We start from the raw sequence: 19004 nt of genomic DNA, 5'->3' as shown, positions 1-19004 counted from the left end.
ATGTAAATTACTCTTATCCAGAGAAGGCTGAGGGACTGGCCCTATGAAGCCCGGCAACCTAGTACGAGTTATTGGCGTACCAAGGTGCTAATTCCTACAGGTAGATCGCATACCTGAAAGATAAGAGGCGTAGATCTGTGATTGAAGCCTCTTTCTTTATATAAAGAAAGGGGCTTTTTGATTGCTCAGGCCTCTTCTTTGGATCAAGGTAAACAGACAAAAGGGGGTAAAACAATATGAAAAAGCATGTTAGTCGGATTAGTTTTTTGGCATTGAGTTTGTCCTTGTTATTGACCGCTTGCGGAGGCGGTGCTGGTAGCACATCCCAGGGTGGAGATGCGGCAGCTGGAGACAAAAAGCGGATCGCTTTGGTGATGCGCCAGGATGTCGGAACCTTCTCGGCACAATACATCAGCGGCGTAAAAGCAGAGGTAGAGAAACATGGCGGCGAGCTGACTGTCTTTAACGCCAATACGGATCTGGCGAAAATGGCGTCCAATCTGGATGCGGCAGTCAACCAGAACTTCGATGGCATTCTGATCGACCACGGAACGGCGGAAGCGCTCCAGCAAGGAACCCAAAAAGCAGTCGACAAAAAGATTCCAGTCGTCTTGTTTGACACCGATATCAGCATTCCGGGAGTGCCTGTCGTCGAGCAGGATGACCAGAAGCTGGCTGAACTGAGCCTGGAACAACTGGCGAGTGACCACAACGGTAAGGGAAACATCGTGAAGATCTGGGTGGCCGGCTTCGCACCGATGGAAAAACGTCAGGTGAAATACGAGGAATTCCTGAAGAAATATCCAGATATCAAAGAAATCGCGGCATTCGGCAGTGCGACGAACAATACCGCAGTAGATACACAAACACAGATGGAAGCGATCCTGCGTCAATATCCGAACAAGGGAGACATCACTGCTGTCTGGGCAGCGTGGGATGAATTCGCCAAAGGAGCGACTCGCGCGATCCAGCAAGCCGGACGTACGGAGATCAAGGTTTACGGAATTGACCTGAGTGACGAGGACCTGCAGCTGATGCAAGCAGACAACTCACCTTGGGCAGCTACAGCAGCTGTCGATCCATCCAACATTGGCCGTATTCACGCGGAAACGGTCTTCAAGAAAATCAAAGGGGAAGAGGTTCCCGACAGTGTGAAGCTGAATCCATTGCTGGTCAAGCAGGATGACTTGCCAAAGGATAAAAAAGTAACGATGGCAGAGTTGTCCCAATATATCACTGAGTGGGGCAAGTAATGCGGATCGTGCTGGTTGGTTATTCCCGTTGATCCATCAACGGGAATCTTCCATTTAGGGGGTGAATGGGATGTCGATTCTACAAATGAAAGGAATCGTCAAGGCTTTTTCCGGTGTGCCTGCTTTGCGAGGAGTCGATTTTGAAGTGAAGGCAGGGGAGGTTCATGCTCTTCTGGGAGCGAATGGCGCTGGAAAAAGCACGTTGATGAAGATATTGACGGGGGCGTATCAGACTGACGAAGGCTCGATCTCGATCGATGGGGAGCAGCTGCAGATTCATTCGCCTCAGGATGCCAAAGCGCAGGGTGTACAGTGTGTCTACCAGGAGGTGGATACCGCTCTGATCCCTTATTTGAGCGTGGCAGAGAACATTTTGCTGGACCAGCTCGTGCAAGCCAAAGGCACGGATTTGATTCGGTGGCCGCGAATCTACTCACAGGCGGAAGACATTTTGCGCGAGTTTGGCTTTTCGATCTCGGTCAAAAAACAGGTAGAAGCATGTACGCTGTCTGAGAAACAGCTGATCCTGATCGCGCGAGCCACTGTGCAAAAGGCGAAGTTCGTCATATTCGACGAACCGACGGCCCCACTGAGCAACCGGGAGTGCGAGCGGCTGTTTCAGATCATTGCGCAGCTGAAACAGGCAGGAGTCGGGATTATCTACATTTCGCATCGTCTGCCGGAGATTTTTCAAATATGCGACCGAATCACGATCATGCGCGACGGTCAGCGGGTGCATACGACGGAAACCGCTGCAACCGACATGGACGAAGTGATAAGCCATATGCTGGGGAAAAGCTTTGCCGAGGAGTTCCCGAAGGTCGATGTGGAGATGGGGGAGCCCCTTCTGGAGGTTGCCGGGGTAAAAGGCGGCAAGGTTCGCGGTGCTGACTTGACGGTGCGTGAAGGAGAGATCGTCGGTGTCGTAGGTCTGGTCGGCGCAGGAAAGACTGAGCTGGCGCGCCTCCTCTTTGGAGCTGATCCAAGTGATGCAGGAGACATCGTTCTGAAAGGGAAGAAGCTTCATCTGCGAACACCCAAGGATGCGGTAGATGCCGGTATCGTCCTCGTGCCGGAAGAAAGACGCAAGGAAGGGATTTTCGTAGAGGAGTCGGTCAAGCGCAATTTGTCGGTAGCGACACTGTCGTCTGCATTCGGCTTTGTACGTCATAGTCTGGAAGCCCTGCAGGCCAATGATCTGATCAAGCGAGTCGGAGTCAAAACAGCGGACAGCAGCTTGCTCGTGGGTCTGCTCAGCGGCGGCAATCAGCAAAAAGTAGCGATCGGCAAATGGCTGGATACCGATTCTTCTATATTTATGTTCGATGAGCCGACCAAGGGCGTAGACATCGGAGCGAAGAGCGACATCTATCGTTTGATCGGCAATCTGGCAGCAAATAAAAAGGGTGTGCTGTACTTTTCCTGCGAGTTCGCAGAAGTACTGGGAATCGCGGACCGGATTCTGGTCATGTGCGAGGGCAGAATCGTCAAGGAATTGGATCGCGAGCAAGCGACTCAGGAACTGATCATGTATTACGCAAGCGGAGGTGAGTAAGATGGAGGGACAAAAAACGAGTTTGTTTGATTGGGTCTATAAATACGGTACGGTGGCGGTAATCGCCCTGGTTGTACTGTATTTCAGTCTGACCAATCCGTACTTTTTCACATACGACAATCTGAAGGATATATTGCGTTCGATCTCGATTGTGACGTTCGTTGCGATCGGGGTTACGTTTTCACTGATCGTCGGAGGATTTGACCTCTCGGTGGGTTCCACTGTTTCCCTGACGACGGTGACCGCAGCGTCCATGATGGTCTGGTATGAGCAGGGACCGTTTCTTACCCTGGTGGTGCCGATCGTACTCAGTCTCTTGGTCGGGCTGGTCAATGCTTTTCTCGTCGTAAAAATCCGCATTCCGGACCTGCTGGCTACACTGGCGATGCTCTATATCGTCAATGGCGTGCACATGACCTACTCCAAGGGCTACTCGATTTATGCAAACATGCCGATGCAAGACGGGACCACGGCTCCGGGCAAATTCCAGGAATGGTTTCTCTGGCTGGGCCAGGGGGAATGGTTTTCTGTGCCGGTTCCGGTGATTCTGACCTTTTTGTTGGTCGCGATCACACACGTATACCTGACCTATACCAAGCAGGGACGCATGCTGTACATGACAGGTGGCAATCTGGAGGCAGCCCGCTTGTCCGGGATACCTGTCAATCGTTATCGCACGCTCGCCTACGTGCTTTCCGCTCTGTTTGCTGGACTAGGGGGCATGCTGTTGGCGGCCCGTATCGGAACAGGACAGGTGAGCAGTGGCAGCTCCATGCTGATGGATGCGGTAGCAGCAGCCTTTGTCGGCTTTTCAGTCTTTGGGGTAGGCAAGCCCAACGTATTCGGTACGTTCGTGGGTGCGATCCTGATCGGGGTGCTGTTGAACGGCATGACCATGCTCAATCTTCCCTATTACGCCTACGATATTATCAAAGGGGTCGTGCTGGCATTGGCACTGGCTGTTACCTACTATCAGGTGAGAAGAAAACGGAAGGCGTAATGCCGTCGTGTTCCAGAGAATGGTAAACCTTTTCTTATATGCACAACCTCTTATATAATAGATCCGGGAGGTTGTGCTTTTGATTTACTACAAGACGTACATACGTGGAGAAAATTGTGAATGGGTGACCTTTGTACACGGTGCCGGCGGAAGTTCATCCATTTGGTATAAACAGCTTCGAGCTTTCAAGGAGAAGTTCAACATCTTGTTAATTGATTTGCGCGGGCATGGAAAATCCAAGAATGTGAAGCGAAAATGGTTTGCCGATTATACTTTTGCAGATGTAAGCAAAGATATCATCGATGTGTTGAACCATCTGAACATTTCCTCCACCCATTTTGTCGGGATCTCGCTGGGGACGATCATTGTTCAGTCGATTGCCGAGAAGGAGCCGTCCAAAATCCGCTCGATGGTCATGGGTGGTGCCGTCATTCGTCTGAATTTTCGTTCCCAGGTGTTGATTTCGCTGGGCAATTTGGTAAAGCACATCGTCCCTTACATGTGGCTGTACCGTTTGTTTGCCTGGGTGATCATGCCGAGCCAAAGACATCGGGAATCACGCTCCTTGTTTGTACGGGAGGCCAAAAAGCTCTGTCAAAAGGAATTCAAGCGATGGTTCAAGCTGACCAAGGGTGTGAATGGTTTTCTATCTAACCTGTTGGCAAAGGAAACCGAGATTCCTACTTTGTATATCATGGGCGAAGAGGATTACATGTTCCTGCCATCCGTTCAGTCACACGTAAAAAAACAGAAAAATTCCAAACTTAGCATGATTGCCAAATCTGGTCATGTGGTCAACGTTGATCAACCGGATGAATTCAATCGTCTGTCGATCGGCTTTATCCAGAGGCAGCACAGTCAGGTGTTTGCCAGGTAGGATGTAGCGCTTTTTAGAAGGCTCTCCAGCTACTCGCGGTAGGAGTAGGATTCCCTAAAGCTGACCCCATGCTCGGCAGCATAGTCTACTTCAAGCAGCAGATAATCGCTAATCAGCGAGGGATCTGCTGTTTTGCTATAATCAAACGTCTGGAATGATACGGACAGTTCCCCTGCCCAAAAACCTAGATCCTGCAATTCCACAGAGTCTGTGTTGCTTTCTGAGGTTTTGATCAATACGTACGTTTTTTCGCCGAGCAGCAAGTAGTGTTTTTCCCAATCCGAAGAGGCCATCCATTGGGTTGCCCATTCACGAACTTGGACAGGAGCCTCCTCTATTTGCAACATGCGGTAGCGTTCGTCAGCTGAAGCGTAGCCAGTTGGTGTCATCCAGTTGGAACCCGTAACTCTCCATATGTGATCGAGGTTGTTCAGTTTTTGCATGCGCACTTCGATCGCGGTACCGTCTGTTGTCGTGACCAGCATGGTTCGAGGATTGACAGAGTGGCTTACCGTTATAAAACTGCGGATTTCCTTCTTCAGTTCGTGCTGTACAAATGCTTTCAGGACGGCTTTGTAATCCTGGCTTCCGGGCTGATGCTGCAGATCAAAATCATGGCCAGCTCCTTTATCATCCGTTGAGTTGAACATCTTCACCAGATAGTCATAATCTTGCATCACTTGGTTATCTCCTAGATTCCTCATGGATTCAGCTTCATGTAAGTTCTCGATCTGCTTTTGAAGCTGTTCGATCTAACATATGGAAAAACGAATCTCATAAATATCTTACTCTACGGAATGCTCAAAAACCTGCAATCAGGGTGATTTTGCCATTTATCTTGCCGGATACGGTATAATCAGGGAGATGAAGAGTTCTGCTTGACCATGAGCAGATATCAAGAAAGGTGGCCGCTTATGGCGAGAAGAGAAAAGCAGATCAAGCGGATGCTGCAATATTTCGTGGATGCGACAGTGGAGATCATCGAGGAGGAGGGCATCGAGCATGTCAGCGCCCGAAAAATCGGGGAACGTGCAGGATACACCAGTTCGACGATCTACAATTATTTTGAAGAGCTGTCCCATCTTCTCTACTTTGCCTCCATGCGATTTGTGAAGGAATACTTGCAAGAGCTTCCGCTGTATCTGGAGCGGGGAGAGACGTACGTGGACAAGTACGTGCTGAGCTGGGAGTGCTTTTGCAAACATTCTTTTGCCAAACCGCAAATCTATCACGCCTTGTTCATTGCCGATCTGGGGCAAAAACCTCAGGACATGCTGGAGCATTACTTTTCCATCTACTCCAGCGATCTGATCGGCTTTACAGAAGAGATCAGGCCGATGCTGTACGATCCGGATCTCACCTCGCGCAGCAAGGCATTGCTGGAATTGGCCAAGCAGGAGCAGCAGCTGTCGGATGAGAAAATTGAGGAGGTCAACGATATGGCTGTCCTGATCTGGGAAGGGATGATGACGACAGTGCTGAACAAGCGTCGGGATGCCGACCCGCAGGAAGCTGCCGAGAAAACCATGAAATACATCCGAACCATCATGCGGACGCTATAGTCCGTTTTTTTCTTCTTGACCCTCTTTTTCAGGAGAGAGATAATAGGTTCAACTTAAATTATGAACGCGTTCATAATATGACCGTATTCAAAATACTCCATTCAAAAGAGGTGTGTTGGCATGGTAGCGCAGTCCAAAAGAACGGGTGGTTTGATCGATTGTGACATCCATCCGGTATTGAGCGATTTCAACGAGTTGGTTCCTTATCTGGACGAATCGATCCAGCAGTATATGAATATCGGCAAATTCGCCAAGGGTGCTCTGGCGAAGCAAAACAGCGGTTCCTTCAAGTTTCCTTCCTCGCCGTATGCCAATCCGTTGCCAGTGCCTTTGCGTGCGGATGCTTTTCCGCCAAATGGCGATATTCCCGGCAGTGATCCTGCTTTTCTGGCGCAAGATCTGTTGGATCGCTGCAATACCACCTACGGTATCTTGAATATTGGTCACGGGACGATGGCTGCTTTCCACAATGTTGAGGTAGCAGCGAAATACACGTCCGCTGCCAATGACTGGTTGTATGACAAATGGATCAAAAGCGATCCACGCTACCGGATGACGATGGAGATCACCCCGCTTGATCCGGCAACGGCGGTAAAAGAGATCGAGCGCATCGGCAAGCGTCCTGAAATCGTCGGGATCAACATGCACTGCGTGAATATTCCACTGGGCAAACGTCACTACTGGCCAATCTATGAGATTGCTGAGGCGTACAATCTTCCAATCGTGCTGCACCCGGATTCTGAGGGTACTGGGGAGTATGCAGCGACTGCTGGGGTCGGACCGGCTTCTACGTATATGGAGTGGCACACCTCGCTGGGTCTGATCGGTCAGCGCAATGTCATCAGTCTCGTCGCAGACGGTGTCTTTGAACAATTTCCGAACCTGAAGGTCAATTTCATCGAATACGGTTTTTCCTGGATCGCACCGACGATGTGGCGGATGGACAAGAACTGGAAGGCGTTGCGTCATGAGGTGCCTTGGCTGAAAATGCTGCCAAGCGAGTACATTCGCCGCAATATCCGCTTCGGTACCCAGCCCATCGAGGAGCCTGCCAGACCAAAAGACCTGATCGAAATCATTCAGATGATCGACGCCGAGCACATGTTGCTGTTCTGCAGTGATTATCCGCACTGGGACGGAGACGAGCTGGATCGGGCGTTCTTGCACTTCCCGCAAGAGCTGAAGGATAAGATCTTTTATCAAAATCCGCTGGAGTCATTCCGGTTTTAATAGGAAGGGGAGACGGGAAGTGAGTACAAAAGAAAAGCATCGTTTGGTCGTCTGTCCTGCCGAGGAAATGCAGGAAGGCTCGCGGCAGCTGATCGAAGTCAACGGAGTAGAAATCGGCTTGATTCGTGCAGAGGGAGTCTGCTACGCCTTTCGAAACAGCTGTCCCCATCAGGGTGTTCCGATGCTGTACGGCTCGGTTGTGGGAACGATGCTACCCTCTGATCCGCATCAGTACATCTACGGCAATCACAATGAGATCATTCGTTGCCCGCTGCACGGTTGGGAATTCAACCTGAAAACAGGGAAAGCGATGTTCTCGCCGGATCTGTCTATCAAAATGTACGAGGTTAAAGAAGAAGGCGGGGAAATCGTCCTGTATCTCGATCGAGCGCCGGAACAGGTTACGCGCAAAGAATTCTCCTGTATCTTATCCTCCTGATGGCAGAAGCACTATAGTAGAATCACATCCATGAATGACCACACGATAAGTTTATTAATAAATAGAAAAAGGATTGACGAAACTAGAGAAGATGTGGATAATTTAATTCGTAGTTATCCAATCGGAAATATTAACAAAATTTGGGGGACATTATGAAGAAGTCATATCTATCTCTATTTATGGGACTCGCTCTGGCTTTGGTTGTGACTGGTTGCGGCGGCGGTCAGCAAGCAGCTCCACAAACCGGCACTGGTTCTGAAGGTGGCACACCAGCTGCCGAACAACAAAATGAAACACTAAAAATCGGCGTAATGTCCGGATCGGAAGAAGAGATCTGGAAAGTAGCAAAAGACGTAGCAGCAAAAGACGGCTTGACTCTGGAGCTCGTACCGTTCAACGACTACGTGCTGCCAAATAAAGCTTTGGACAAAGGTGATCTCGATGCCAACGCTTTCCAACACGTACCGTACATGGAAGAGTTCAATGCAAACCACGGCACGAAAGTTGTGAAGCTGGCTGATACGATCAACTTCCCGATCGGTATCTATTCCGAGAAAATCAAAGATATCTCCGAGCTGAAAGAAGGAGACATCGTAGGTCTGCCAAACGACCCGACCAATGGTGCACGCGCTCTGATTCTGTTTGAAAGCGCTGGTCTGATCAAATTGAAAGAAGGCAAAGGTGTAAAAGCGACTGTCCTCGACATCGCAGAAAATCCGAAAAACCTGACTTTCAAAGAACTGGATGCCGCTTTCATTCCTAAAACATTGGGTAATATGAGCGCTGCCGTGATCAACACCAACTTCGCGATCGAAGCTGGATTGGTTCCAACCAAAGACGCCATCTACATGGAACCAAAAGATTCTCCTTGGGTGAACATTATTGCCGTTCGTGAGGGAGAACAAGACAAGCCAGTGTTCCAAAAGCTGGTGAAAGCTTACCAGTCTGATGAGGTGAAGAAGTTCGTTGAAGAAAAATACGGTGATTCGATGGTAGCTGCCTGGTAATCGGCAGTCTGTCTATTCACCCGTCTACACAGGTCTCTTCCTATTAGGAGGGGGCCTTGTTTTTTAGAGATAAAGCCTGGAGGGGGTACTGGAATGAAGAAGAGAGTTGACGTCATCGTCTTAGGGGCAGGCTCGATGGGAATGGCTGCAGGGGCCTTTATCGCCAAGCAGGGGGCCAGTGTGCTGTTGCTGGACGCATTTGATCCGCCTGATCATCAGGGCAGCCATCACGGTGATACGCGCATGATACGGCACGCCTACGGGGAAGGGAAAAAATACGTACCGCTGGTGCTGCACGCTCAGAAGCTATGGCATCAACTGGAGGAAGAGACGGGAGAGCGCCTTTTCGAGAAGACTGGCGTATTGGGACTTGGAAAATCGGATTCTCCTTTTCTCATAGAGGAAATCGCCAGCTCCAAGGAGTTTTTCTTGCCGCTGGAGATCCTGGAAGCGGCAGAAGTGCGGAAGCGTTGGCCGGGGATTCGGATAGAAGACGACTTGATTGGCGCCTTTGAACCAAATTCCGGGCTGCTCTACAGCGAGGCGTGCATTTCCGCCTATCGCCGTGTCGCACAGCATCATGGAGCCGAGCTCTGCATGAACACGAGAGCGAATCGGATTACCTATCATGCAGACGGCGTGACTGTGCATACGGAAAAGGGGGATTTTCAGGCGGACAGGCTGGTTGTGACCGCTGGAGCGTGGACTGGCTCACTGCTGCGCGATCTTGACATTCCCCTGCAGCCCTTCCGAAAAACGGCAGTGTGGTACGAAGCTGACGAAGCCTTGTACGGACTTGGATCTTTTCCCTCGTACTTCATGGATTTGCCGGGAGAGCGCTTCTATGGCTTCCCTAGCATCCAGGGCTCCGGGTTGAAAATAGGCAGCCATGATGCAGGAAGAATCGTTGACCCTGACGAGGTAAACAGGGAATTTGGTTCCCAGCCCGATGATGAGGGGGATTTGGCCCTCATGGTCGAACGCTTTTTCCCGGGTGTGTCCCGCCAGAACAAGCGCGGACAGGTATGTCTTGTCACCTGGACGCCCGACCACGATTTTATTATCGATCGTCATCCCGACCACGAGCATGTCCTGCTCATCTCAGCCTGCTCGGCTCACGGCTTCAAGTTTGCCAGCGCGATTGGCGAAATCGCCATGCAGATGAGCTTGAAAGGGAAGACAGAGATGGATATCACTCCATTTTCACTGCGACGTTTTATGTGATTAGGCTATTTTCTCACCACTGCCCGAGGCCGCTGTCTCGGGTTTCTTTTTGTACATGGGAATAACCGGAAAGGAAATCCTGTATTCATGTATAATGAAAAATTGTATAATTTGGAAAAGAAACCTACTGACAGGTGATCAACGTGAAATTTAACAAGAAAGAAAAATGGGTCTTGGCGGGATTGCTGGCCATTCCTACAGTGCTTACCCTCCTGTTGGCCTATCCGCGCTACGAAAGCTTTTACGCGACGGGAGAGATCGTGTCGATTCAAAAGCTGGGCATTGATGGCAACGTGTACTTTACTTATATCGAAGGTGGGGTTACGGCCAACAATCTCGAAAAAATCCTGGTGCAAATGGATTATTGGGCTGAGGAGCGAGATGTGAGGTTTCGCCCCATGAGTGAAGAAGAGGTCGAATTGGACGATGAGGCAGAAGAGATTGGCGACGATTATAAAGAAATGGTTGTCTCCAACGCTATTGAGGTTTCAGGATATTCTGTGAACCAGGAGGACTCACAGGACGAGAAATATGCGAGCATCATGGATCAGGCTGCCGAGTATCACGGTGATTCCTTTGGTCTGATGGTCGCGATCGGGCTAGTGGAGGAAGAGACGGGCGAGGATTTCTCCAGAGGTGGGAAGTACATGATTGCAGGGACCGGGACGATGGAATTCGATGGAACGGTTGGCTCTATTGACGGAATCCAGGAAAAGCTGCTGACGGCAGAAGAGCAGGGCGTCACCCACTTTCTGGTTCCCAAAGACAAGGAAGTGTACTCCTTTTTCTACGATGGCTTGAGCAATCAGGAAGAAGCAGAGCAATATCAGCTTACGGTCAATCCGAAGATGAAGATTGTCCCCGTGGAAACCTTGGATGAAGCCCTGGTTTATTTAGCGAGTTTGCCGTAAGGGAGAAAAAAGGAGAGTCAGTGAGATGCAAGAAAAAGTCGATGCATGGGGCAAATATTTATTTGTCTTTTTGATAGTTGGTTTGGCGAGTTCAGGGGTCAGCCTGCTATTTAGCCTGGTCGAAGCGTGGAATGAGCCGTTTTACATGGAATTCGTGATAGATCTCGATATTGCAGTTGGGATTTTTACCAGTATTGCGGCAATTATTGCGACGATTTTATTTTTAGGCTGGATTTATCGCGTGCATAAAGAATACAAGGAGATCAGCCCGGATTATCCGGTCACACCTGGCGGGGCGCTTTGCCGAATCTTGATCCCGTTCTACAACATCGTCGGGCTTTGGACGATCTATTCAAATATGTCGCGTTTTTTGATCCAGTATGATACCAGTGTCAAAAAGCATGGGAAAAGACTGCGCGCGTTCATTCCCTACTATTATTTTTCTCATATGATCTATAGCTTTCTGAACAGAAGATTGTTGATGGAGGAAGAGTACTCTATCAACCTGCTCTTGCTTACGGTGGGTATGGAAGTGATTGTCTCGTTGTCCTATATTGCGATGTTCGTCGCGATTACGAGCGGGTTGAAGGCGGTGAGGGAGCATCAGCAGCAGCTTCAATTGGAACAGGAAGCAGCCACAGCTGCTGAAGAAGCGGGGGCTGCTTCCGGTGAAGAGTCTGAAGCAGGAGTATGATTGGAGCATTCTGGCAACAAAACTTGCACTCCCTCCAAAGATCATCTATCTAAGTTAAGCGAGAGTACCCCCACTTCTATAAGTGGTGGGGTGAATCGCTTTTCTTTTTTCCTTCTTTTGCATATAATCAAAGAGAACATAACGAACGAATGTTCCGTATGCAGGACGCTTGCAAAAGGAGGTGAAAACACATGCACGACAAAGGTTCCTACCAAACCTACCAGATCTGGATCAAACCAGGACATCGGCTCTTTCCGTACTTTCAGCAGTTGTGTCAACAAGCCAAAAGCTTGTACAACACCACGAACTTCTTCATTCGGCAGGTGTATACGGCTCTCACCCAAGGCAAGGAGCTTCAACCGCTCCAACAGGAAGTGATGGACCTCATTCATCAACATTTGGATGCAATGAATGAGAATCAATTTCTTGCTTTCCAGAAAAAGGTGGTAAAGGAAAGCATGAAGCCTGAGGAGCAGCGTAAAGACGTGAAAGCGAACCTGCTTCCCCTTCCAACCAAGGAAGAACCGATGCTTAGCTACCACTTCCTCGATGCGCTGTTCAAAGCGATGGGGCAGGAAAACTATCGAGCCTTACCGACGCAAAGCAGTCAGAACATCATGAAAGTAGCGTTTCAAAATTGGAAGAGTTTTTTTGCCTTAATCAAGAAGTATAAGAGCAATCCAACTTCCTTGTCAGGAAAGCCACGGATTCCGAAGTATTGCCGTACTCCACAAAAAGAGTTCATTTTCACGAATCAGGATTGCGAAATCAGGAATCATCGGTTCTTGAAGCTTCCTTTTACGAAGCAACGGTTGAATATTGGGAAAGTCGGCTTTACAAACGGGAGGCTTATGCAAGTACGAGTGATTCCGTCCTACGGACGCTATGTGGTGGAACTCATTTTTACTTGTGACGAGCAACCGCAACAGCATCCTTTGGATCGAGTGATGGCGATTGATCTGGGCATTGATAACCTTGCAACCATTGTGACCAATACAGGCAGAACGCCTACGTTGGTCAAGGGCAAAGTTGTCAAGTCGATCAATCAGTATTACAACAAGCAAAAGGCGTATTTTGTTGGCATTTTGCGCCAAGGAAAGAAGTCGCATGAAGGACAAAAGACCTCGAAACGACTGGAACGTTTGCATCGCAAGCGATTTCTCAAAATCAAGGACATCTTCCATAAGGCAAGTCATGCCATTGTGGAAATCGCTTTACAAGAGCAGATCGGAACGATTGTCATTGGTCATAACACCCAATGGAAAAGCGAATCCAATATGGGCAAAAGGAACAATCAATCGTTTTGCCACATTCCGCACAACCTGTTGATTCAAATGATTCGCTACAAGGCAAAGCGGTCAGGGATGACAACCATCGTGAGGGAAGAATCCTACACTTCAAAAGCAAGCTTCCTAGATAACGACGACATCCCTACGTATGGTGAAAGCGATACAATCGCAATCTTTTCAGGGAAGCGAATTCACCGTGGCATGTACCGTTGCGCAAACGGGACATTGATCAATGCCGATGTGAACGGAGCCTACAACATTTTGCGAAAAGAAGTTCCAAAGGTATTCGCTAATGGAATAGAGGGGTTGGACGGCCTGTCGGCTGTCGCTGTGTCAACTCCGCTTGTGTTAAGCGTCCGATAAGGACGACACATAAGAAACCCCCACCTCTATAGGTGGTGGGAGTATTCATTCTAGAATAAGAATATACGTTCGCTATTAAAGGGGTGCAGGTAGGATGAACCGTTGTGGCTGGGTGACACAAGATCCTTTGTATGAAGCATATCACGATCATGAATGGGGTGTCCCGGTATACGATGATCGACTGTTGTTTGAATTTCTCAATCTCGAAGGGGCGCAGGCAGGGTTGAGCTGGTACACGATTTTGAAGAAAAGGGAAGGGTATCGAAAGGCCTTTCACCAGTTTGACCCGGCGAAAATCGTCCAATACGACGAGAAAAAGATCGAGGAGCTGCTTCAGGACGAAGGCATTGTACGCAATAAACTGAAGATCCGCGCCGTCATCAATAATGCCCATGCTTACTTTAAGGTAGTAGAGGAATTCGGCAGCTTTCACGAATACATCTGGTCCTTCGTAGGGGGCAAGGCGATCCAAAACCATTTTCAGCAGCTGAGTGAAGTGCCGGCTTCGACGGAAATCAGCGACCGGATGAGCAAGGATTTGAAGAAGCGTGGTTTCAAGTTTGTTGGATCGACGATCTGCTACGCCTATATGCAAGCCGTGGGCATGGTGAATGACCACATCACGACGTGTGATTGCTATCCAAAACACGCCCATCAAGTATAAAGAAACTGTCCTAAGAGTCCCGCGACTCTTGGACAGCTTTTTTGTACTCTCGGAATGTGAAGTATTTTTTAGAAAACAAAGAAAAATAGAAAAATTACATATACAAACAAAAACAAAACATATATAATCAGCGATATAAAGAAAAACAGACGAAAACAAATAAAATAAAGCCGTTAATCAAACGTAGAAACATATATTCGGGCAGAAAAGAGGAGATTTATGTCGGAATATGTTCTGGAGCTGAAAGGAATTACGAAAGCGTTTCCAGGCGTGCGGGCATTGGATCAGGTCCAATTTCAGCTCAAAAAAGGCGAAATTCACGCATTGATGGGGGAGAATGGCGCGGGTAAATCCACGTTTATCAAAATCATTACAGGCGTTCACCTGCCCGATGAGGGTGAGCTCTACCTCAATGGGGAACGGACAGAAATCAAAAGTCCCAAAGACGCGCAGAAGCTGGGGATCGCCGCCATTTACCAGCATGTGACCTGTTTTCCTGACCTCAGCGTGACCGAGAACATTTTTATGGGGCATGAGAAAATCAGCAGACGAGCAAAGCGGATTCTCTGGAATGACATGCATGCGGAAGCCAAGCGCCTGTTGCAGGAGCTGGGCAGCAATCTGGACCCGAGAACGAAAATGGGCGCTCTCAGCGTAGCCCAGCAGCAGATCGTCGAAATTGCCAAAGCTTTGTCCATGCAGGCTCGCATCATTATTATGGATGAGCCGACGGCCGCCTTGACTACGCGTGAGAGCGAGGAGCTGTACAAAATTACGGAGAAGCTGCGGGATCAAGGGGCGGCCATTATCTTCATCTCCCATCGCTTCGAGGATATGTACCGTCTGGCGAGCAAAGTGACGGTGTTTCGCGATTCCCGCTACATCGGGACCTGGGGTGTGAACGACATCGCCAACGAGGACTTGATCGTCGCCATGGTGGGACGGGAAATCACTCAGCTTTTTCCCAAGCGGCAAGGAGAGCCGGGAGAAGAACTGCTGCGGGTCGAGGGACTGGGCAAGACCGGGTATTTTGCGGACATTTCATTTTCCCTGAAGCGCGGAGAGATTCTCGGTCTGACAGGGTTGGTCGGGGCAGGCAGGACAGAGGTGTGTCAGGCTATCTTTGGCATTACGGATTACGATAAAGGGCGAATATTTCTGCGTGGAGAGGAAATTCACATCAAGCATCCCTGGCAGGCGATGGAGTCGGGGATTGGCTATTTGCCAGAGGATCGGCAAAAGCAGGGCTTGGTGCTGGATTGGGGCATCGGGCGCAACATCACGCTATCTGCGTTGGACCAGCTGTCCAGTCGCGGTTGGGTGGATGAACAGAAAGAGGCGGAGCTGGCGAAGTCTCTGGCGGAAAAGGTGCAGGTCAAGGCACAGAGCATTTTTGATCTGGCCAGCTCTCTTTCCGGAGGCAATCAGCAAAAAGTGGTCGTGGCCAAACTTTTGACGGCACAGCTGGACGTCATCATTCTGGATGAGCCGACCAAAGGTGTTGACGTGGGAGCCAAATCAGCGATTTACGAAATGATCAGCGAGCTGGCAGCACAAGGGTACGGCATCATCATGGTTTCCTCCGAAATGCCGGAAGTGATCGGGATGAGTGACCGGGTCATCGTCATGCGCGAGGGGAGAGTGACCGCTGCACTCGATGCCGCGACTGTAACCCAGGAGGCGATCCTGGAGGCTGCGATGGTAAGTCAGACAATTTCCTAGACACCTGCCAGAGGCATGCTGGCAGTAGAAGGTGGTGGTTGAGTTGACAGGCAATACACTGGAGAAGACCTCGCTCGGGGCGAGATTTGCCCGCTTTCGTGAGCTGGGCTTGCTGCTCTTTATCCTCTTGCTCTCCATCGGGGTACAGCTTCGCAATCCGAGCTTTTTGACTCTGGAAAATATCAATGACATGGTCACCAATACCGCGATATTAAGCATCCTGGCTGTAGGAATGATGCTGGTCATCGTTACACGCGGTATCGATCTGTCCATCGGAGCCACCCTGGCCTTGTCAGGAATGATCGCGGCATTGACCGTGAGTGCGTACCCCGATGTTCATCCGCTGTGGGCGATTCTTCTGGGGACGCTGGTCGGTCTCCTATGCGGGTCAATCATCGGCCTCCTCGTCTCCAAGTCGGGCATTCTTCCGATTATTGCGACGCTGGGGATGATGAACGTATTTCGCGGCGCTACTTTTATGGTCAGCGGCGGAAAATGGGTGAGTGCCCATCAGATGCCGGCGTCGTTCAAGGCGATCGCCACAGGCTCCATTCTGGGAATCAACACGCTCATTTTTATCGCCATCATCATTTATGCCCTCTTCTATTATTTCATTACGTACACGCGTACCGGCAGGCAAATCTACGCCGTCGGCAGCAATCCTGACTCGGCTCGGATCAGCGGGATCAACAACGACAAGATCCTCTGGCTGGTTTACACGATCATGGGCGGCTTGTCCGGTCTGGCCGGTGTGCTATGGGTTGCGAAGTTCGCTTCTGCACAGGGAGATACGGCAGTCGGCTACGAGCTGAGCGTCATCGCCGCATGTGTCCTGGGTGGTGTCAGCATCGCGGGGGGCTCCGGCAAGATCTCCGGGATTATTCTGGGCTCGATCCTGCTCGGCATGCTGAATAATGCGCTGCCGCTGATCAATGTTTCCCCGTTCTGGCAAATGGGAATCCAGGGTTTGATCATCCTCATTGCCGTCGTGATCAATGCACTGGTGAAGCGGGGCGTGGATCGCAACAACTTGATGAGGAGGAGGATCTAGGCATGGAAAAGCGAGTCTTGCTCGGCCGTCGTGATTTTTCGTGGAAATCGTTTTTTCTGCAATGGGAATGGATGCTCGTCCTGATTTTTATTCTTGTAAACGTTATCAATACGTATCTCTCCCCCTACTATCTGAATGGCGACAGCCTGCGAGACGCGACGATGACCTTTCTGGACAAGGCGTTCATCGTGCTGCCGATGGTGCTAATCATCATTCTCGGAGATATCGATATATCGGTTGCTTCTATCGTCGCCTTGTCTTCTGTCGTGATGGCGGACTTGTATACGCGAGGTGTACCGATGGAGCTGGCGATTTTCATCTGCCTGGCGGTGGGAACGCTCTGCGGCTACATAAACGGCCTTTTGATCACGAAATTCAAAGAGCTTTCTGCGGTCATCGTGACGCTGGCGACGATGATTATCTATCGGGGAATCGCCTACATTATCCTGGAAGATCAGGCTGCCGGTAAATTTCCCGAGTGGTTCAGCTACCTGGGCTGGGGATATGTGGGGCCAGTGCCGTTTATCTTTCTCGTCTTTGTGCTTTTCGCCATTCTGTTCATTCTCTTGCTGCACAAGACGACCTTTGGCAGGCGTGTCTACGCGATGGGCAGCAATGCGACTGCCAGCCAATTTTCCGGGATCAAGGTGGATCGAATCAAGATCATCGTCTTTACGTTGGCTGGTTTGATGGCAGCGGTAACGGCGCTCTTTCTGACCTCGCGAATGGGCAGCACCAGACCTAACATCGCGACAGGCTATGAGCTGGACGTAATTGCGATGGTGGTGCTTGGCGGGATCAGCACGTCAGGAGGCAAGGGACGCATGATCGGGGCGATTTTGGCTGTATTTCTGATCGGCTACCTGCGTTATGGGTTGGGTCTTGTCAATGTGCCTGCCCAAATGCTTCTGATCATCATCGGTCTGCTCCTGATCGCCGCAGTCATGATTCCCAATCTCAAGGGGCGGCCATACAAGGGCAAAAAAAGTGGTTGATGCGGGATACATCACAGGATGAAACCTGTTGTGTATAGGAATTGAAAATGGGGGGAATTGGCATGAAAAAGGTTTTGACATCATTCTTAACCGTTCTGCTAGCGGCATCCATGCTGGCTGCGTGTAGCCAAACGGCGAGTCAGCCGGGCAGCTCCGGTGGTGACGCAGGCGGGAAGAAACGATTCGCAATCATCTTTAAGAACACAGGCAATCCATACGGCGAAAAACAGATGGAAGGCTTTAAGATCGCCATTGAAGAGACAGGCGGAGAAGCGATTCTGAAAGCGCCGGATCAGCCTACAGCAGAGGCGCAGATTCAAATGATCGAAGAGTTGATTTCACAAAAGGTAGATGCGATTGCCGTCGTCGCCAACGACCCGGACGCATTGCAGCCAGCTCTGAAAAAAGCGATGGATGCCGGCATCAAGGTACTCTCGCTGGATTCCGCAGTCAACACACAGAGCCGCTTGGTCCATATCAACCAGGCAGACCCCGAGCGGATTGGCCGTGTCCAGGTCCAGGCTGCAGCTGAAATGATTGGCAGCAAAGGGGAGATCGCGGTACTGAGCGCCACTTCGCAGGCGACGAACCAGAACCTGTGGATCGAATGGATGAAAAAAGAGCTGGAAGATCCCAAATACAAGGATATGAAGCTGGTCAAGGTAGCTTATGGAGACGACCTGCGCGACAAGAGCGTGTCCGAGACCGAAGCCCTGCTCAAATCCTATCCTGATTTGAAAGCGATCATTGCACCGACGACTGTCGGGATTGCGGCGGCTGGGAAAGTGCTGACGGACAAAGGCTTGAAGGACAAAGTGAAGCTGACTGGACTGGGACTACCGAGTGAAATGGCCGAGTACATCGAAAGCGGAGTCAGCCCGTGGATGTACCTGTGGAACCCGGTCGATGTAGGCTACCTGTCGGGCTATGCCGCGGATGCGCTGGTCAAGGGAACGATCACGGGCAAGGTTGGCGAGAAGTTCACCGCAGGCAAGCTGGGTGAGAAGGAAATCATCGCGGATGGGGATGGTACGCAGATCATGCTGGGTGATCCGTTCAAATTCGATCCTGCGAACATCGGAGAGTGGAAACAGGTCTACTAGTCTTCCCGGTACGTATCGGTGCCCCCAGCAGCCTGATTGCTGGGGGCACCACTTAAAATCCTTAC

At 50.2% G+C, this 19004-nt stretch carries 18 protein-coding genes and 1 riboswitch; of the genes, 17 read left to right on the top strand and 1 reads right to left on the bottom strand.

The genetic code is table 11. The annotated features are described in order from the left end of the window. Positions 1-10 precede the first annotated feature (10 nt). Positions 11-127, top strand: a riboswitch (SAM riboswitch). Positions 128-236: 109 nt separating this feature from the next. The 4 genes from EDM52_RS16325 to EDM52_RS16310 all read left to right on the top strand — a co-directional run bounded on the left by EDM52_RS16325 (position 237) and on the right by EDM52_RS16310 (position 4685). After that, the gene (locus tag EDM52_RS16325) at positions 237-1253 is read left to right on the top strand and encodes a sugar ABC transporter substrate-binding protein (protein WP_122910036.1); all 1017 of its coding nucleotides are present in this window, start codon (positions 237-239) and stop codon (positions 1251-1253) included. A 70-nt stretch (positions 1254-1323) separates the two neighbouring features. After that, entirely contained in the window at positions 1324-2808 is a 1485-nt protein-coding gene (locus EDM52_RS16320; protein WP_122910035.1) for a sugar ABC transporter ATP-binding protein, read from the top strand. Position 2809: 1 nt separating this feature from the next. Then, complete coding sequence (locus EDM52_RS16315) at positions 2810-3808, top strand: ABC transporter permease (RefSeq protein ID WP_122910034.1); 999 nt, start codon at positions 2810-2812, stop codon at positions 3806-3808. A gap of 79 nt (positions 3809-3887) precedes the next feature. Beyond that, positions 3888-4685, top strand: coding sequence for an alpha/beta fold hydrolase (locus EDM52_RS16310; RefSeq protein ID WP_122910033.1), 798 nt, complete (start codon positions 3888-3890; stop codon positions 4683-4685). A gap of 29 nt (positions 4686-4714) precedes the next feature. On the opposite strand, the gene EDM52_RS16305 is transcribed toward EDM52_RS16310, so the two are convergent. Beyond that, a complete protein-coding gene (locus EDM52_RS16305) occupies positions 4715-5365 on the bottom strand; it encodes a hypothetical protein (protein ID WP_148038767.1) in 651 nt (216 codons plus the stop codon). A 234-nt stretch (positions 5366-5599) separates the two neighbouring features. Between EDM52_RS16305 and EDM52_RS16300 the strand changes: the two genes are divergently transcribed. The 13 genes from EDM52_RS16300 to rhaS all read left to right on the top strand — a co-directional run bounded on the left by EDM52_RS16300 (position 5600) and on the right by rhaS (position 18939). Further along, positions 5600-6247 carry a TetR family transcriptional regulator gene (locus tag EDM52_RS16300; RefSeq protein WP_122910031.1) on the top strand — a complete coding sequence of 216 codons (648 nt, stop codon included), beginning with the start codon at positions 5600-5602 and terminating at the stop codon, positions 6245-6247. 120 nt (positions 6248-6367) lie between these two features. Continuing rightward, complete coding sequence (locus EDM52_RS16295) at positions 6368-7477, top strand: amidohydrolase family protein (RefSeq protein ID WP_122910030.1); 1110 nt, start codon at positions 6368-6370, stop codon at positions 7475-7477. Between the two features lie 19 nt (positions 7478-7496). Beyond that, positions 7497-7916: a Rieske (2Fe-2S) protein gene (locus EDM52_RS16290; protein WP_122910029.1), complete on the top strand. Its 420-nt coding sequence runs from the start codon at positions 7497-7499 to the stop codon at positions 7914-7916. A gap of 152 nt (positions 7917-8068) precedes the next feature. Further along, positions 8069-8923 carry a MetQ/NlpA family ABC transporter substrate-binding protein gene (locus EDM52_RS16285; protein ID WP_122910028.1) on the top strand — a complete coding sequence of 285 codons (855 nt, stop codon included), beginning with the start codon at positions 8069-8071 and terminating at the stop codon, positions 8921-8923. 93 nt (positions 8924-9016) lie between these two features. Beyond that, a complete protein-coding gene (gene solA / locus EDM52_RS16280) occupies positions 9017-10147 on the top strand; it encodes an N-methyl-L-tryptophan oxidase (RefSeq protein ID WP_122910027.1) in 1131 nt (376 codons plus the stop codon). Between the two features lie 143 nt (positions 10148-10290). Next, positions 10291-11058: a S16 family serine protease gene (locus tag EDM52_RS16275; RefSeq protein WP_122910026.1), complete on the top strand. Its 768-nt coding sequence runs from the start codon at positions 10291-10293 to the stop codon at positions 11056-11058. Between the two features lie 25 nt (positions 11059-11083). Beyond that, the gene (locus tag EDM52_RS16270; RefSeq protein WP_122910025.1) at positions 11084-11752 is read left to right on the top strand and encodes a DUF4328 domain-containing protein; all 669 of its coding nucleotides are present in this window, start codon (positions 11084-11086) and stop codon (positions 11750-11752) included. 191 nt (positions 11753-11943) lie between these two features. Further along, a complete protein-coding gene (locus tag EDM52_RS16265) occupies positions 11944-13404 on the top strand; it encodes an RNA-guided endonuclease InsQ/TnpB family protein (protein WP_122910024.1) in 1461 nt (486 codons plus the stop codon). A gap of 94 nt (positions 13405-13498) precedes the next feature. Further along, positions 13499-14068, top strand: coding sequence for a DNA-3-methyladenine glycosylase I (locus EDM52_RS16260; protein WP_122910023.1), 570 nt, complete (start codon positions 13499-13501; stop codon positions 14066-14068). A 219-nt stretch (positions 14069-14287) separates the two neighbouring features. After that, positions 14288-15790 (top strand): sugar ABC transporter ATP-binding protein, encoded by a 1503-nt coding sequence (locus EDM52_RS16255; protein ID WP_122910022.1) that lies wholly within the window; start codon positions 14288-14290, stop codon positions 15788-15790. Between the two features lie 43 nt (positions 15791-15833). Beyond that, on the top strand, positions 15834-16841 hold the full coding sequence (locus EDM52_RS16250) for an ABC transporter permease (RefSeq protein ID WP_122910021.1): 1008 nt from the start codon (positions 15834-15836) through the stop codon (positions 16839-16841). 2 nt (positions 16842-16843) lie between these two features. Further along, the gene (locus EDM52_RS16245) at positions 16844-17836 is read left to right on the top strand and encodes an ABC transporter permease (protein ID WP_122910020.1); all 993 of its coding nucleotides are present in this window, start codon (positions 16844-16846) and stop codon (positions 17834-17836) included. 62 nt (positions 17837-17898) lie between these two features. Continuing rightward, positions 17899-18939, top strand: a complete 1041-nt coding sequence (gene rhaS / locus EDM52_RS16240; RefSeq protein WP_122910019.1) for a rhamnose ABC transporter substrate-binding protein — start codon at positions 17899-17901, stop codon at positions 18937-18939. The last annotated feature ends 65 nt before the right edge of the window (positions 18940-19004 follow it).

The organism is Brevibacillus invocatus, assembly GCF_003710915.1.
GTDB classification, from domain to species: domain Bacteria; phylum Bacillota; class Bacilli; order Brevibacillales; family Brevibacillaceae; genus Brevibacillus; species Brevibacillus invocatus.
This window is presented reverse-complemented; position numbering and strand designations above follow the sequence as displayed.

Coding starts and splice junctions, on each gene's coding strand:
- solA (WP_122910027.1), top strand. CDS start 9,017: ATGAAGAAGAGAGTTGACGTCATCGTCTTAGGGGCAGGCTCGATGGGA.
- EDM52_RS16270 (WP_122910025.1), top strand. CDS start 11,084: ATGCAAGAAAAAGTCGATGCATGGGGCAAATATTTATTTGTCTTTTTG.
- EDM52_RS16265 (WP_122910024.1), top strand. CDS start 11,944: ATGCACGACAAAGGTTCCTACCAAACCTACCAGATCTGGATCAAACCA.
- EDM52_RS16260 (WP_122910023.1), top strand. CDS start 13,499: ATGAACCGTTGTGGCTGGGTGACACAAGATCCTTTGTATGAAGCATAT.
- EDM52_RS16285 (WP_122910028.1), top strand. CDS start 8,069: ATGAAGAAGTCATATCTATCTCTATTTATGGGACTCGCTCTGGCTTTG.
- EDM52_RS16255 (WP_122910022.1), top strand. CDS start 14,288: ATGTCGGAATATGTTCTGGAGCTGAAAGGAATTACGAAAGCGTTTCCA.
- EDM52_RS16315 (WP_122910034.1), top strand. CDS start 2,810: ATGGAGGGACAAAAAACGAGTTTGTTTGATTGGGTCTATAAATACGGT.
- EDM52_RS16300 (WP_122910031.1), top strand. CDS start 5,600: ATGGCGAGAAGAGAAAAGCAGATCAAGCGGATGCTGCAATATTTCGTG.
- EDM52_RS16245 (WP_122910020.1), top strand. CDS start 16,844: ATGGAAAAGCGAGTCTTGCTCGGCCGTCGTGATTTTTCGTGGAAATCG.
- rhaS (WP_122910019.1), top strand. CDS start 17,899: ATGAAAAAGGTTTTGACATCATTCTTAACCGTTCTGCTAGCGGCATCC.
- EDM52_RS16320 (WP_122910035.1), top strand. CDS start 1,324: ATGTCGATTCTACAAATGAAAGGAATCGTCAAGGCTTTTTCCGGTGTG.
- EDM52_RS16295 (WP_122910030.1), top strand. CDS start 6,368: ATGGTAGCGCAGTCCAAAAGAACGGGTGGTTTGATCGATTGTGACATC.
- EDM52_RS16325 (WP_122910036.1), top strand. CDS start 237: ATGAAAAAGCATGTTAGTCGGATTAGTTTTTTGGCATTGAGTTTGTCC.